The organism is Psychrobacter sp. Pi2-51, from assembly GCF_904846665.1.
Taxonomy (GTDB): domain Bacteria; phylum Pseudomonadota; class Gammaproteobacteria; order Pseudomonadales; family Moraxellaceae; genus Psychrobacter; species Psychrobacter glaciei.
The window spans coordinates 61,615-77,471 of the sequence record NZ_CAJHBP010000007.1; the positions used below are offsets into that span (position 1 = coordinate 61,615).

The window sequence follows — 15,857 nt, forward strand, 5'->3', positions numbered from 1 at the left end:
ATGTATTAACAGCATGTTGAAAACTGGCAACTTTGCTATAATAGCCAGCTAACTAAGCAAACAATCACTTGTAGATTCTATCCAGTGTTTAACGCCGGCAGGTTGACAGATAGTCGCGCCCATGATGCGCTATATCGGTTACAACCAATACGCTGTGCCAATAGGTTTATTCCCATGCCCAACCTGAATAACGTCTCATCTCCTAGCCTGTGGCAGCGCATCTGGCAGGGCTTTTTGACCACTGTGGGTACCAAGCAGTTTTTTCGTATTTTTTCGCCTTGGGTCAAGTGGTTGGCAATATTAGCTAGTATTTGCCTATTGATCGGTAGTGTCTGGGGTCTCGCTTTTGCGCCACCTGATTACCTGCAAGGTAATAGCTACCGCATTATTTTTATTCACGTGCCTTCTGCTAGCATTGCCATTTCTATTTATTTTGCCTTAGCAGTGCTCGGGGTTATTTATTTAGTCTGGAAAATCAAGACCGCTAGTCTGGTGGCGCAGGCGCTTGCTCCGCTAGGATTTTTGCTCTGTGTGGTTAGCTTAATCACGGGCTCTATTTGGGCAAAACCCACTTGGGGTACTTACTGGGTTTGGGATGCACGTTTGACCTCTATGCTCATTTTGGCGTTTTTGTATGCGGGCGTGATGGCGTTATTTGCAGCGTTTGAGCATACGGCCAATCGTGGTAAAGCCGCCGCTATTTTGTCTATTGTTGGCGCAGTAAACCTGCCTATTATTAAGTATTCGGTACAGTGGTGGAATACCTTACATCAAGGCTCGACCTTTACCTTAACTGCTGCACCAAAAATGTCAGCGGATATGTGGATGCCATTATTACTGATGATTATTGGTAGTTATTTATTGGTCGCGACGTTAGCGATTTATCGTACCAACACGCTGATCTTGTATCGTGATCAAGGCAAAGCGTGGGTCAAAGAATATATTCGCGGACAAGCCAAATGACTGCAATGACTGTCGCCAAAACAAATAACGGCTAGGAAAATATTATGCAGCCTTACTTTTATAGCGTATCTGAGTTTCTCGCCATGGGTAAGCATGGTGTTTTTGTTTGGTCATGCTGGGCCATTACCGTTGGCGTGATGCTGGCTTTTATCATTTATAGTCGCAGGCAGCGACAGGCCCTTATCAAGCAGCTGACCATTCAGCAGGCTCGACAAGCTCAACGTACGGCTAAAACTCCTAATCCTGAAACCAAGCAACCGATGTAAAAATTATTTTAATATCATGGCCTTAGCTCAAAAAATTATGATCTCTTAATTGTAAAGATATGACCTCGTCAGTTGCTAAGGGCTTATTGATTTATACGAAAAATGCTACCATATAGCCATTAGAAGAGTACGATTAGAAAGACATTTTTAGAACGTTTTTCTAATGGTAGTTTCTTTAATATTTTCTGTTTTATAGGCTGTCTATAGCATACAAAACAGCGACTCATCAATGAGGTAGTGGTATGAACGCAGTTCGTCGCAAAAAACTGATGTGGGTTATGTTTACGTTGGCAGGGGCGGCAATCGCCGTCGTATTGGTGATTTATGCCATTGGACAACAAACCGACTATTATTTCGATGCCACAGCCATTGCGCAAGGTGAAGCACCCCAAGATAAGCGTATTCGAGCGGGCGGCATGGTAGTCGCGGGTAGTGTCCGACGCGCAGAAGACAATCCATTGAATGTTGAATTTGCCATTACTGATTTTCAATCGACCGTACCTGTGACCTATCAAGGTATTTTGCCAGATTTATTCGCTGAAAACTCAGGCGTCGTCGCCACGGGCAAAATGCAAGGCGATACCTTTGTGGCAGGGGAAGTATTGGCTAAGCATGATGAAAAATATATGCCGCCAGAAGTGGCCAAATCAATGAAAGAAAACAACCGTAGCGGTGCAGTGCCTTCTTCTGAGCAATACAATCCTGCTGAAAAGGTACATGAGACGGACACTTTACAGCAGTAATTTTCTAGTCAATTCAACAGTAAAAAGAGCCGCTAATAATGTATTAGCGGCTCTTTTTTTACACGAATTCTGGTACTAATGGATCTTCATTATCTAGACCTTAATCATCCCATACAGGGCTGTAGTCAGGATGCTCAATTTTACGACCATCGCTACTGGCAAGTTTGCCAATCTTCTCTAACTCATCTGCACTCAACTGCACCTTCATTGCATCCAAGTTACCTTGCAAATGGTCAGGGTTAGACGTCTTCGGAATGGCAACACGGTGCTTGTCTGATAGAATCCAAGCCAATGATATTTGTGCTGGCGTGACGTTATGCTTATCAGCGATTTCTTTAATAACCTCATTATCGAACACATCACCGCGTGCAAGTGGCGAATAAGCTTCCAATAAAATATGGTGATTGTTTAAAAAAGTCTGTAAGGTATTTTGCTTAATAAAGGGATGAAACTCAACTTGGTTGACCACGATTGGTACATCCGCATATTTCTTGGCTTCAATAATATTACCAATATTAAAGTTGGAGACACCGATATGACGCGTCAACCCTTGTTTCTGTAATTCACATAACGCTGGAATGGTTTCAGATAATGGTACGCGATCGTCGGGCCAATGCAATAGTAGTAAATCCACATAGTCGGTATCTAAATCTTCTAAAGAGCGTTTAGCGGCTGCGACCAATTTTTCTGGCTCAAACTTCATTTCATCAGGGAAAATCTTTGTCGTCAAAAAGAATTTATCACGAGCGATACCTGATTGCTTAATACCTTCGCCAACTTCTTTCTCATTACCATAAGCTTGGGCGGTATCGATATGCTCATAGCCCATCTTAAGACCTTGGCTGACGACATCAATACAATCTTGACCAGTCGACTGCCAAGTGCCAAGACCTAATACTGGAATGTTTGCTTGTCCAGCAGTACGAATATTATAATTTTTTGAACTCATATTATTATCCTTATGTGCAAGTTTTCATATTATTAGTTGATGACTTTATTCAGTTCATTAGCATTCGGTTCATTGGCTTAGATTCCACTTCGAATACTGATCATATAGAAAGCCAGAACCGATTCAACTGCACTTACTATAAGGAAAATGAGGACAGTACGATAGAGTAGGTGACGCTTTCCTACAAAGGGCAAACAGGCTGTAACGTCATTTTTAGTAACTGGTAACCACTAGAGACAGGTTTAAAAGAGTAATAATCACAAAATCGAGGCCATAAAAAACGCCCATTACTATTCAGCAATGGGCGTTCGTCATTAGCATGATACCTATATGTTCAGGTATTTTTTGACCTAAAAATTATTGAGCAGCAGCTTCTACTGGTGCAGATTCTGTCGCGGTATCCGTGTTTGCACCGTGATCAGCGCCCCAGATTTTTGGGTACTTATAACCAGGGAAAGTATCATGAGCATACTTTTTAAAGGCTTCAGAATTATAAGCATTGGTTACGTCTTCAACCCATTTTTTACCAGTATCCGCTGATTTAATCGCTGACCAGTTGACGTAAGCAAAGCTAGGCTCTTGGAACAAGGCTTCAGTCAGTTTGATACCAGCGTCAGTAGCATAGTTACCGTTGATAACTGCAAAGTCAACTTCATCACGCGCGCGTGGTAGTTGGGCAGCTTCTAGTTCAATGATTTCGATGTCGTATTTGCTGTTATCAGCGATATCAGCTTTTGACGCAGTCAATGGATCGATGTCGTCTTTTAGCTTAATCCAGCCAAGATCATTCATCATGACCAAAGCACGAGCAAAGTTACTTGGATCGTTTGGTGCAGAAACACTCATGCCTTTAAATGCAGCATCAAGATTGGCTTTTTTACCTGAATAGATACCAAGTGGTGCTGTTGGTACTTGGAACACTTCAACTAGGTCAAGGTTGTTTTCTTTTTTGAAGGTATCAAGGTAAGGTTTATGCTGGAAAATATTGATATCCAAATCACCTTCAGCCAGTGCAAGGTTCGGGCGCACATAGTCGGTAAAGGCAATCAGCTCAACTTCATAACCTTGTGTTTCAAGCGTGTTTTTCACTTGATTGCGAACCATATCAGCAAAGTCGCCTTCAGTGGTACCGATAATGATTTTGGTATGATCAGGATCGATATCGCTAGCGGCAGTTTCTGCAGTTGACCCTTCGGTAACTGGCTCTTTGGTCGCTTCTGGTGCTGATGAATTGCTGCAACCGACCAAGACCAAGCCTGATACACCAACAGCAGCAAATGCGGTCGCTAACTGACGGCTGATATCTGTTAATTTCATAATATGTCCTTTAATGAATGGGATTGAGTAAAACGTTTATCGTCTGAAAATTAAAAAAGCAACATTATAAATAGTAATGCTGCTTTTTGGTATAGGCGCTGAGATAAGGGTTGAGTATGGCCAAAAATAAACCTAGTCGCTCGTGATGTCAAGTATTCTCTAAAGCGGTTTAACGTTTATCTAAACGATTGGCGAGCCAATTGCCAGAGGCTTGGATTGAGATAACCATGATCGATAATACAATCACGATAAAAATCATCACTTCAGTTTGATAGCGATAATAGCCATAACGAATGGCCAAATCACCCAAACCGCCACCACCGATCATACCAGCCGCCGCTGAATAAGATAGTAGACTGATACAGAGGATGGTCACTGATAGCACCAATCCTGAGCGCGCTTCGTTTAGTAAAACTTTTATGATAGTAAAAGGTCGTGCACCCATAGACTCGGTTGCTTCAATAATACCGCGTGGTACTTCACGTAGGTTTTGCTCCACCAAACGGGCAAAGTAGAACGAACCTGCAATCGCGAGTACTAGCGATGCGGCGATGGGTCCAATACCTGTGCCGACGATGGCTTTAGTAAATGGGCTCATGGCAATCATCAAAATCACAAACGGGAAAGCGCGCATAAAGTTGGTGATGCCGCCAAGTACCCCGTAGAGGGTTTTGTTTTGCAAAAACTGTCGATCACTGGATAAAAATAAGAATATGCCAAACAGTCCGCCAATGACAATGGCGACTGTTGTAGAAATACCAAGCATAACAAAGGTATCGATAAAGGCACTTATAATTTCTTTGCGCAGCACCAACAGTTTATCGATTGAAGCAGATAATTCAGTACCAGTTAACATATGTGTTTCTCCTGCCTCATTAGTCTTCGTGCACTAAGCCTTTGCCAATCGGAGTAGTGGCCTGAATAAGACCATCGCGAATATCTGCCACTTCAAGTAATTGTCCTTGGTGTAGTAATGCTGCACGATGACAGAGCCTACGAATGACGCTCATCTCATGAGTCACAATGACAATGGTGACGCCAAGTTGTTCGTTGATATCGCGTAGACAGGTCAGTAGACTGCGCGTCGTCGCAGGATCAAGCGCACTGGTCGGCTCATCGGCTAACAGTACTTTTGGACTGGGTGCAATTGCGCGGGCAATACCCACACGCTGCTTTTGTCCACCTGACAGCTGCGCAGGGTAGTGGCCAGCACGATCGATCAAGTCAACAATCTCAAGACAATCCATAACCCGTTTATGAATATCACGGCTTGGATAACCAGCAACGGTCAAATTAAATGCCACGTTATCAAACACCGTGCGATTGGACATCAGATTAAATTGCTGAAAAATCATACCAATGTTGTGACGAGCGATACGCAAATCGCTAGCAGACAAGGTGGTCAAATCAGTACCATCTATCACTACTTGACCAGAATCTGGACGTTCAAGTAAGTTAATCAAACGCAAAAGGGTAGATTTCCCTGCGCCTGAGTAGCCCATCAGACCAAAAATTTCACCTTGCTGAACAGACAATGAAGTCGGTTCGACAGCGGTAAACCAATGCGGCTTACCGTCTTTATCTTTGATTGATCGGTCGCTTAAAAAACTTTTGGTCACATCGTTTAAGACAATCATGTCACTCATGGAGGGCTCAAAATTTAATAGGTTTATGATGGTTATAGAATAATTAGGCTGCAACTTACTAATGACAGCGTCAAAGTGGATGGTCGCTACCATTAACAATGCAATAAGGGGCGGTAATATAGCATATTATGTAATGTTTTGGATATGCACATCCGTGAACGGCTTATGACTAATGGTTATTAGTTATAAGCTATCTGGAAAATTTAAGTTGTTGTATGAGAAGGAGGTCATGACCAGCAGAGTAGAGGAGGTTCTGCCAGTTGCTAGTGATGATTATCGTGCTAGTGGTTATTGTCGTGATAGTTATAATGTGGATCTTGCTTTACGGGTATAACGACCAAAAATCTGGTGTGACCATTGATAGTATCAGTCACGATACGCCCTTGATGAGCAGTGACGATTTGCGAAACCAAGGATAAGCCCAAACCTGAGCCTTTGTTTTTTTGTTGCAAGCGCACGAATGGACTAAAGACTTCTTCGCGTTTGTCTTCAGGAATACCTTCGCCTTCATCAATGACCGCCAGCACAACGTATTTTGGTAGCGGGCGTATTGGTTCGGCTTTGGCTTTTTTCATGTGTTTAGTGAATAAATTTTCTTTACGCGCTGTGGTCGGCGTCTCGCTCTCGCTTTGAGCATTGCCTTTAATATCATCTTTGCTAACAGTTTCATCGGTCGTTAATTTACTGGTTTTCCGAGATTGGATATTATCATTTAATAGCGCATCAGTGGATTTACTGATCGCTTTACTACTAATAATTGCTTCGTTATGGCTACAGATTTCTACAGATTTTTTACTGTCAGGAACGGCTTTCCACATGACTTTTTTAATTTTCTCAGTCAATTCCGTGGTAAAACTCTGGTAGTTAGCGATTAGGGACGATTCTGAATTAACGTTGAGCGTATTGTCACTGATTATAGTATTTCCAGTAGCATTTTCTTCAGCATCGGCACAATTGCTAGCGTCTGTTGCTGAGGTGCCAGTTTCTAGCCCAGTCATGTCAGTTATTTTAGTGTTGTCAGTGATGACGTCAGTTACATCCACATTTGAACCGTCATCATCAGCATCGTTATTATCAAGCACAATGCTCTCACCATTTCGATAAATCGGTGGTGCTGGTAGTGTGATTAGCGCTGCTATTTTTTCTGCTTTGTCTTTGTCAGTATTGGTTGTAGGAGACCCATTAGAAACGTCGTCAAGTTGTGCCGATGTTTGCTGCGCTAAGTTATCAGAGGCTTGTGATTCATCATAATGGTCAAAATCTGAACTGTTATAATCAGCAAAGCTACTACAAACCACTGTTTGCAGCAAATAATCTGGAATGGTATCGGCTTCATCAACAGTCTGAATGCCATAGATCAAGACGGTAACCGGTGGCTTACCATGTAGCATGGCATTGGTTAAGAGGTTGCGAATGAGATGGGTCAGCATCGGTGCCTGACCATCAATGACGATATGCTCACCTATCAAAGTGGCTTCAGGATAATGCTGACGTTCTTGATTCACTAAGTCATACAAATCCAAATGCTCGACTTGCTGCATGACATGACCAGCATCTAAGCGACTCACCAATAATATACTTTCAACCAAATCATTAAGCCCTGACAAATCTCGGTTGATCGCTTGCGCACGTTTATCAAATTTTGCTTTGGTATCTGTTGGCATCGCATTTGCCAGCATATCCATCATCTCGATTTGTAGGCGGATACGGGTAATCGGCGTACGGAGCTCGTGAGAGGCGTGCGCCAATAGCAGATTGTTGGCATTAATAAGGTGCTCAATTTTTTGTGCCGCTTGGTTAAAGCCGCGTGCTAACGAAGCAATTTCATCATTACCACGTGCATTGACTCTTACCGTGAAATCACCATCACCCAATTGGGTCATTTGCTGGCTCATCTGATTGATACGCCACGTCATGGTGCGAGCAATCAACCATAGAACGCCTGCCATAATTAATAGCAGCAATAGAGTACCAGTAAATAAATTTAAGGCAGCGGAGAGCACGGGTTTTTTTGGCGGCAAGCGTGATTCGTACAGCAATGTATAACCAGTGCTGCTATACACTTGAGCCTGCTTGGTAGGGGAGGTGTCTGAAAGGGATGGAAAAACTTGTGAAAATAAAGAGGGAGTGGGCGGTAGCACTAACGGCAAGTCGCTATTGTCAGTCTGCATAAGCAAACGACCTTCGTTGTCGTATAACCCCATCTTTGCTTGTAAGGATTCATCAAAGATATCAAAGCTTTTTTTGACTACAGCCAGCATAAAGCGTGACTGTAAACGGTTGTCCTTACTAATGGAGATATTCAGCTCATGCAAAAAAGGATCAATTTGACCCAAAATCTGCGTGGCCAATACTTCTGAGCGGATACCCGCATCTTTGTCATGCACCAGCTGTGTCAATAGCACCATGGCGACTGCAAATAAAGTAAGTGCCAGCATCACGCTGGCAAATAACTTGGCAAATACGGAGCGAAAACCCAGTTGCTGCATTAAACCATCTCTATTGTCAGATGCTCGTATCAATTCATATCACGCCATTCGTCTGATTTAATCCAAACTATGGTGACAGGCTCGATTAATTGTATATCGAGCCATTTAAGATTAAACCTGATCGGTAGCAAACTGATAACCGACACCGCGTACAGTAATAATACGCTTTGGTTGGCGTGGATTGTCTTCGATCAAGGCACGTAAGCGTGAGATATGAACATCGATAGCGCGATCAATATTGTCTGAACTGTCATCATTTGGCATGGCTTGCCACAATTGCTCACGATTCAGTACCTTACCAGAATGGGTGGCAAAGTAGTGCAGCAATTGAAACTGATGCGTCGTCAAACGCACAGGCAGCTCATCGATCGTTACTTCGTGGCTATCAGGGAACACACTGAGACGGCCAAAGGTCAAACTGTCCGATTGACTGTCTGCTTGATTTGGCTGCTCGTGACGACGAATGACCGCTCGTATCCGTGCCAATAGTTCACGTGGCTCAAATGGTTTAGAGATATAGTCATCAGCGCCCATCTCAAGACCCAATACGCGATCGGTAGTATCGCCTTTTGCCGTTAGCATGATGATCGGCACTTTATTGGTCATATTGTTTTTGTTACCGCGTATCTTTTGGCAAACCTGCATGCCATCCATATCAGGTAGCATCAAATCAAGGACCACCAAGTCAATACCGCGCTCTTTGGTGTCTAGCAACTCTAGACCTTCTTGACCAAGTCCTGCATGATGCACATCATAGTAATTCATGGTCAGATAGTCGCTGATTAGTTCTGCTAAATCTGGATCATCTTCAATTAACAAAATCTGCTTACTCATAGTTTGTCCTCTAGTTGTTGTTATGGTTTGTCAAGAAATCGCTTTTTATTAAAATTCTAGCGCGCCTCGATATCTATATTATCCTAAATCTACATTATCCTAAATCTAAGTGCTTCTAAATCGTTATTGTCCTTAATCATAAGACATTGACCGTTAAGATAGGGTTAAAAAAACATGATTAAGCTTTCAGTCAATATAAGACAAAGTAATAATACTATATTGCCTAATTAACACGTGACTAAACAAGACACGCTTTGTTAATGTTTCTACACAATGTAACTGTCTCTACTGCTCTCTAAGAAACCACCACTTTTTTGCCTTTAGATTCAATGGTTAAGTTGGCAAGACAAATTAAACTGTCGTTGCTAATGCCTGCAATTAAATACTGCTTGGTAATAGGATCATATTCGACGACCTCAACTGGCTGACGAGTTAGGCGTTGGTCTTGCTTAATAATCCATACATTGGCGCTCAAGGGTCTTAATGGTTTATAGGGTGGGCGCTGCAACTCTGTTAAGTCAACATCATGTAACGCACGCTCGGGGACAATCGTACCGACATCGATCTGACCATAATTGACACGCCCCGTCACTTGCATATCAGGCTGTAATTTCTCGCGACTGATTTCATTATTGACGACATTCACATGAACCAAAAGCTGTTTGGGCTGAACTGTTGCCGTCAACCTGCTAACTTGTCCAGTGAATTTATCCGACATGCCTTCAGCGGTAAAATTGACCGTCTGTCCGACAGAAAGCTGAGGTTCAGCTTGAATGGGTACAATGCCGATGAAATGTAATTCAGTTTCATCACTAAGCTGCAAAAGTGGTTGGCGTGCGTCCATTTTTTGTTCAGCTTCGGCATACAGCTTTTCGACACGTCCTGAGAAGCTGGCACGCACCGTCATCAATTTGTAGGATGATTTGGTACTAGCAGGTGCATTTTTGCTGGCTATTACATTATTTTTATCAACGCTAGTTTTATCACCGCTAGACTGAGGCGCTTCAGCGTTATTTTCATTAGCCTTTATCGATGTTGGTGTCGGCTTCGTTGTTTGGCTTGGGTTATCAGTCTTGTTCTCTGTTTTACTATTTTGTGTAGATTGGTCTGATGTTGCAAATTCTGTATTTTCAGCCGTTGAGGTAGTCGCTGACTCTGTGGGTTTACTAGCTGCTTCCTGACGCTGGACAATTAACAGTGGCGTGCCTTTTTCTACCCATTGATTTTCTTCTACCAATACTTGCTGGACAGTGAGCGCTTTTGCTGCGGTGAACTGGGTCTTCTTGATTGGTTCAATACGGCCTTGGAGTCCTATGCTGGGCTGATAGCGTGATGGCTTTATACTTAAAATATGGTCAGGCGTCATGGTAACGCTATCGTCATCAATGATAATGGGTGTCTCTACCGTCTCACTATTTTCTGCGGTCACAGGCTCATCAGTAGGGGGCGAGGGCTGACAGGCAGCAAGCAATAATAAAGCACTGCATAAATACGCACTATTTTTTAGACCTATAAAAACTCTCATACCAATTGCCCTCATAAACATTGGTTTATTATATAGTGAATCGGGGCGAGGGCAAATAATAGTGCGATATTTACGCAACGAGACAGAGTTATTGATTTCAAACGCATGACTGGAAGAGGAAGAGTAATAATCAGAGTATTTTTGCTAAACCGATGATTAATTTGAACATAAATTCACTAAATAACTGGAAAACAACGAGTAACTGTGCTAAAACGAACATATTAAAATACAGTGATACATATTTATCACAAATGAAGATGATTCGGTAAGATAACTGTTGCTTCTACCCAATGTTAAATTCTTACCACACTTCTTTGATGAGTGTTATGCCCGTTAAATTGTTTGTATTTATAACGATTATGCCTGTTAATTTTGACAGGTTTGAAATTTACATAAGAAAAATGATTGGTCATATAGGCGGTTTTATACAGTAAGACGCTTGTTAGCCACATAACTTCTTAGCTATATGACCTCCCATTTAAGTATTTATCTCATTTTTATTATTATTTTCAAAATGAGGACACGCCCTAGTGATGGTCATAGAAATCTGATAATTATCTTCGTAAATTAAACTCAGATTAGAAATTAATTTACGAAGATAATTGACGGTAAAGTGCGTATAGTAACTGAAGGTAACGTCATGCTTGATAGACAATACTGATAAAGAACATGTTAGCTATTATGACAGCGTAAAATGCAAACTTAGTCGTTCATATCAATCCAAGAATAAGCCATTTTATAAATTGGAATAACTGTTAAAATTTTGCACTGACAGATAGCGCTACGAATAAATAGTCATTCATAGGATAATGATAATGGAAAATAATTTTGAGGGTCTGAAGGTCATGGTTATCGATGACTCAAAAACCATTCGCCGTACGGCAGAGACTTTATTACAAAAAGCTGGCTGCGAAGTAGTAACCGCTATTGACGGTTTTGATGCTTTAGCCAAGATTGTTGACAACAATCCCGATATCATTTTTGTTGATATCATGATGCCACGCTTGGATGGCTATCAGACTTGTGCATTGATCAAAAACAACCCTGATTATGCCAGTAAGCCGGTGATTATGCTGTCATCTAAAGATGGTTTATTTGACAAGGCACGTGGACGTATTGTCGGTTCAGATGAGTATTTGACTAAACCATTTAGCAAAGATGAGCTTTTTGAAGCAATCAATCAGTACCGTTAATAACCAACCATTTTATAAAACTGATAATTAGACAGTCATATTGGTATGCTTTATATGTGCAGCGGTACGGCTAGTGCAAGTGGCTAAGAAGACTGTCATACAAAAAACAACTATAGCTGTCGTGACTGTTCCATGAATTAAGATTTCAGGTTAATTAAATAGCCGTGTTAGAAATAGCTCAGTGACGATCACAACAGTATTGTTTAGTATTTACTGCTTTATATATATCATCGTGGAAATAGTGCTGCCCTCGAAAGTGTCAGGCATTATTTTTAATAGATTTGTCTCAATAATATATCCCAACGGATATCATCGAAAATAAAGGAAATTTCCATGGCTACTATTTTAGTCATTGACGACTCGCCATCAGAGATGGCGAAATTTCGCGACATGCTTGCAAAAAACAACTATCAGGTGCTTGAAGCAACCAATGGTGAGCAAGGCTGTCAAATGGCAACTGATCATTTACCAGATGTCATCTTGATGGATGTGGTCATGCCTGAAATGAATGGTTTTCAAGCTACCCGTAAGATAACTCGTGGCAAAACAACATCGCATATTCCTATCATTATGATTAGTACCAAAAATCAAGAAACGGATCGTGTTTGGGGTAAGCGCCAAGGCGCTAAAGAATACATAACCAAGCCAGTTGACGAAAATGGTCTGGTTAATATTATTCGCAAAGTAATGGGGTAACTTGTGGCTTCCAAAGGGTTTATTGAGCTTCTGCGTTTCGCAGATTTGGCACGCGCACGTAAAAGTGGCCGTCACGGTGGACAAGAATCCGACTGGCAGGGTGTAGTATTTGAGATTGGTGGTCAGCGCTTGGTGGCACCAATGGGTCAAGTCTCAGAAATACTCACTATGCCAGAATTCACCAGTCTGCCCTTAGTAAAGCCTTGGATGATTGGCATCGCCAACATTCGCGGACGCCTATTACCACTGACGGATTTGTCTGAGTTTTTGCAAGTTCCTAGTCGGTTGGCGCAAATGAGCCAACGCAAGGTTATTGTGATCGATCATGATAATGTGTTTTCAGGATTACTTGTCGATCAAGTACTTGGTATCGAGCAATTTACTCGTGATGAATATCGCCCAGAAGCGCTTGAATATAACTCGCCATTCTCTCCTTATAATCATGGCAAGTTTTTTAAAGATGAACAAGATTGGTATATTTTTATGCCAAGCTTGTTAGTGCAAGATTTGCAGTATGCTGATGCAGCGCTATAACGGTCTTTCATACGGTATTTGCTGCCATGAAATACTCGCCTGCTAGCACGATGAAAAGAAACACCGACTGACATAATACAGTTGTATGTCAGCATTCATACAGGCTTTGCTAATCACTATTGTTTCGATAACAATATGATTGTCGGAGTCAGTCACGATAAGACTTTGACGATTGTTCGAAAGGGATACGCAAGATGAGTGATGTTATAAAGAACTCTGTAACTGGCAATAGCAAAACAACGCACACGGTTAAAGACGCTAATAATATTTGGAAATTATTATTGGGGTTTTTTGCTTTATTGACCGTGGTTTGTCTAATTTGGCTAGTCAATTCATTGTCATCAGTAAGTCAATATCTGCCTGATTTTAATCAATCAGTAGTATTGCCAGTGATTATATTTGTAGTAGGTGTTGCCGGTATTCTATTTGCCTTATATAAGTTACTTAGTCAGCGTGGCGGCTCAGAGCGTCTACTCATCGAAAAAGAGACCTTGCGTCGTCGTCAAGAAGCAGAAGCAGAATCCGAGCGTGCTCGCCAAATTCAAGAAGAGAATGAGCGTAACCAGATTGCAATTTTGCGTTTGCTTGATGAATTGGGTGATTTGGCAGACGGTGATTTGACGGTCAATGCGACTGTATCAGAAGATTTCACTGGGGCGATTGCTGATTCGGTAAACTTCGCCATTGACCAATTACGTCAATTGGTACTGGTTATTAACAGTACCGCTGATCGCGTTTCACAGTCCTCAGAGCAGACGCAGATGAATGCGGTTGAGCTTGCTGAAGCCTCGGAAAACCAAGCGCAAGAAATCGCTGGTGTATCCGCAGCAATTAATGAGATGACTGTCTCAATTGACCAAGTTTCGAACAACGCGGCAGAGTCTGCAACGGTTGCTCAGCGCTCGGTTGCTATCTCTTACAATGGGGCAGAGGTTGTACAGCGCTCCATTGAAGGCATGAACGTTATTCGCGATCAGATTCAAGAGACGTCAAAGCGTATCAAACGCCTTGGTGAATCTTCGCAAGAGATTGGTGATATCGTTGGATTGATTAATGATATTGCGGATCAGACCAACGTATTGGCATTGAACGCGGCCATTCAGGCGTCAATGGCAGGGGAGGCTGGTCGAGGTTTCGCGGTAGTTGCTGATGAAGTTCAACGTCTCGCTGAGCGTTCAGCCAATGCTACCAAACAGATTGAAACACTGGTAAAAACCATTCAGGCAGATACCAACGAAGCTGTGATGTCAATGGAATCCACAACCTCTGAGGTTGTACGCGGTGCACGTTTGGCCAAAGATGCTGGTGAAGCACTAGAAGAGGTACAGAGCGTTTCTAATACGTTGGCAGATCTGATTCAAAACATCTCAAATGCCGCCCAGCAACAGGCTGAGTCTGCTGGACATATCTCTCACACGATGAATATCATTCAAGACATTACCTCACAAACCTCATCTGGTACGATGGCTACAGCGCGTTCTATTGGTGAGCTAAGTGAAATGGCTGCTGCCCTCCAAGAGTCGGTGACTGGCTTCAAAGTATCGAATGATGATGAGCAATTAGAAGCTGAAGAAAACCTATTGACCAACGCTTAATAATTAGCGAATGTGTAATAGGTAAGTATCATAATTAGTCATCAAGCTTAGGGTTTTGTCATCTTGAGATGTTAATCAAAGTGCTGCTCTAGTAGTGATGCTGGGCAGCAGTAATAATAGCAGGTCACGTGGATAAGCATACTCAACAAGACGTTAATGTAGTCGATAAAGCCAATCCCGATTTGGTGACAGTCTTAGGGCAAGTTAATGCCTTTGATATACAGCAATGGCAACGTTACATAGAGCAAGAAATTGGCTTTGTTTTACCTCCTATCCAACGACAGTGGTTGGTAAATGCGATTGACCGTACGGCTGCCGCGCATGGACTATCGATTTTGCAATTATGGCGTCAACTGCCAAGCAATGATGCGCTGCGCCAGCAATTATTGGACAAAGTGCTGATTGATGAAAGTCGCTTCTTTCGTCATATGCCTTCTATAGACTTCATTACAGAGTGCGCCTTGCGACACCAGCGACTGAGGCTAATAGATGACAGTATTGATGAGACGTTTCGCATTTGGAGTGTTGGCTGTGCCAGTGGACAGGAGACTTGGTCGCTTGCCATGAGTTTGGCATCGAAGCAGCTGGTCAATTACGCCGTATTGGGTACAGATGTCAGCCAAAAAGCAATTACGAAAGCACGTTTGGCACAATATGACAAACGTCAAAAAACATTGATTCCGTCAAGCTGTCAGCAGTTTATTTACCCATTACATTCTGAAACTGTACCCGATCAATCGACTGTTTTTGATTCATCTATAGTAGAAAGTACTATTAACGACACTCAAGCACATTGGCAAATCGTGCCAACTTTACAACAGTATGTTAGCTTTGCTTTACACAATATTATCGGTCAAGAACCACCCACGTCCGATCTACAGCAGGTCATCATCTGCCAAAATATGCTGCTATATTTTCGTAAATTTGATCAACGAGATATTCTTAACAAGCTGTCAGAGCAGTGTGCGCTAGGTGGTTATATAGTATTGGCTCCAGGTGAGGCGTTGTTTTGGCGTCCTTCAAATATGCGCCGTATTGCGCACCCAAAAATTAATGCGTGGCAAAAGATCAGTGCCTAAATTAGCGCCTAGACGAGTTAGGATAAAT

14 protein-coding genes and 1 pseudogene are annotated in these 15,857 nt (G+C 42.3%); 8 read left to right on the forward strand and 7 right to left on the reverse strand.

Annotated elements, in window-relative coordinates:
* Nucleotides 1-174: 174 nt before the first annotated feature.
* The 3 genes from ccmC (at nucleotide 175) to ccmE (ending at nucleotide 1,972) form a co-directional block, all read left to right on the forward strand.
* Nucleotides 175-963, forward strand: a complete 789-nt coding sequence (gene ccmC, locus JMY08_RS05460) for a heme ABC transporter permease CcmC (protein ID WP_201592022.1) — start codon at nucleotides 175-177, stop codon at nucleotides 961-963.
* 44 nt (nucleotides 964-1,007) lie between these two features.
* On the forward strand, nucleotides 1,008-1,229 hold the full coding sequence (gene ccmD, locus JMY08_RS05465; protein ID WP_189585616.1) for a heme exporter protein CcmD: 222 nt from the start codon (nucleotides 1,008-1,010) through the stop codon (nucleotides 1,227-1,229).
* A gap of 242 nt (nucleotides 1,230-1,471) precedes the next feature.
* Entirely contained in the window at nucleotides 1,472-1,972 is a 501-nt protein-coding gene (gene ccmE, locus JMY08_RS05470; protein ID WP_189585613.1) for a cytochrome c maturation protein CcmE, read from the forward strand.
* Nucleotides 1,973-2,072: 100 nt separating this feature from the next.
* On the opposite strand, the gene JMY08_RS05475 is transcribed toward ccmE, so the two are convergent.
* The 7 genes from JMY08_RS05475 to JMY08_RS05505 all read right to left on the reverse strand — a co-directional run bounded on the left by JMY08_RS05475 (nucleotide 2,073) and on the right by JMY08_RS05505 (nucleotide 10,732).
* The gene (locus JMY08_RS05475; protein WP_201592025.1) at nucleotides 2,073-2,921 is read right to left on the reverse strand and encodes an aldo/keto reductase; all 849 of its coding nucleotides are present in this window, start codon (nucleotides 2,919-2,921) and stop codon (nucleotides 2,073-2,075) included.
* A 357-nt stretch (nucleotides 2,922-3,278) separates the two neighbouring features.
* A complete protein-coding gene (locus JMY08_RS05480) occupies nucleotides 3,279-4,238 on the reverse strand; it encodes a MetQ/NlpA family ABC transporter substrate-binding protein (protein ID WP_201592028.1) in 960 nt (319 codons plus the stop codon).
* A 169-nt stretch (nucleotides 4,239-4,407) separates the two neighbouring features.
* Nucleotides 4,408-5,064, reverse strand: a complete 657-nt coding sequence (locus JMY08_RS05485; protein ID WP_373299678.1) for a methionine ABC transporter permease — start codon at nucleotides 5,062-5,064, stop codon at nucleotides 4,408-4,410.
* 49 nt (nucleotides 5,065-5,113) lie between these two features.
* Entirely contained in the window at nucleotides 5,114-5,884 is a 771-nt protein-coding gene (locus JMY08_RS05490; protein WP_189585601.1) for a methionine ABC transporter ATP-binding protein, read from the reverse strand.
* Nucleotides 5,885-6,165: 281 nt separating this feature from the next.
* Nucleotides 6,166-8,373 carry a sensor histidine kinase gene (locus tag JMY08_RS05495; protein WP_201592031.1) on the reverse strand — a complete coding sequence of 736 codons (2,208 nt, stop codon included), beginning with the start codon at nucleotides 8,371-8,373 and terminating at the stop codon, nucleotides 6,166-6,168.
* Between the two features lie 111 nt (nucleotides 8,374-8,484).
* Entirely contained in the window at nucleotides 8,485-9,207 is a 723-nt protein-coding gene (locus tag JMY08_RS05500) for a response regulator transcription factor (protein ID WP_010201627.1), read from the reverse strand.
* A gap of 295 nt (nucleotides 9,208-9,502) precedes the next feature.
* Complete coding sequence (locus JMY08_RS05505; protein ID WP_201592034.1) at nucleotides 9,503-10,732, reverse strand: efflux RND transporter periplasmic adaptor subunit; 1,230 nt, start codon at nucleotides 10,730-10,732, stop codon at nucleotides 9,503-9,505.
* A gap of 815 nt (nucleotides 10,733-11,547) precedes the next feature.
* On the opposite strand from JMY08_RS05505, the gene pilG reads away from it, so the two are divergent.
* The 5 genes and pseudogenes from pilG to JMY08_RS05530 all read left to right on the forward strand — a co-directional run bounded on the left by pilG (nucleotide 11,548) and on the right by JMY08_RS05530 (nucleotide 15,829).
* Nucleotides 11,548-11,925, forward strand: a complete 378-nt coding sequence (pilG, locus tag JMY08_RS05510) for a twitching motility response regulator PilG (RefSeq protein WP_010201623.1) — start codon at nucleotides 11,548-11,550, stop codon at nucleotides 11,923-11,925.
* A gap of 333 nt (nucleotides 11,926-12,258) precedes the next feature.
* Nucleotides 12,259-12,621, forward strand: coding sequence for a response regulator (locus tag JMY08_RS05515; protein ID WP_010201622.1), 363 nt, complete (start codon nucleotides 12,259-12,261; stop codon nucleotides 12,619-12,621).
* Nucleotides 12,622-12,624: 3 nt separating this feature from the next.
* The gene (locus JMY08_RS05520; protein WP_010201621.1) at nucleotides 12,625-13,155 is read left to right on the forward strand and encodes a chemotaxis protein CheW; all 531 of its coding nucleotides are present in this window, start codon (nucleotides 12,625-12,627) and stop codon (nucleotides 13,153-13,155) included.
* A gap of 548 nt (nucleotides 13,156-13,703) precedes the next feature.
* Nucleotides 13,704-14,750 (forward strand): annotated as a pseudogene (locus tag JMY08_RS05525) (methyl-accepting chemotaxis protein); the annotation flags it as partial.
* A 128-nt stretch (nucleotides 14,751-14,878) separates the two neighbouring features.
* Nucleotides 14,879-15,829: a CheR family methyltransferase gene (locus tag JMY08_RS05530; RefSeq protein WP_201592048.1), complete on the forward strand. Its 951-nt coding sequence runs from the start codon at nucleotides 14,879-14,881 to the stop codon at nucleotides 15,827-15,829.
* Nucleotides 15,830-15,857: the final 28 nt, after the last annotated feature.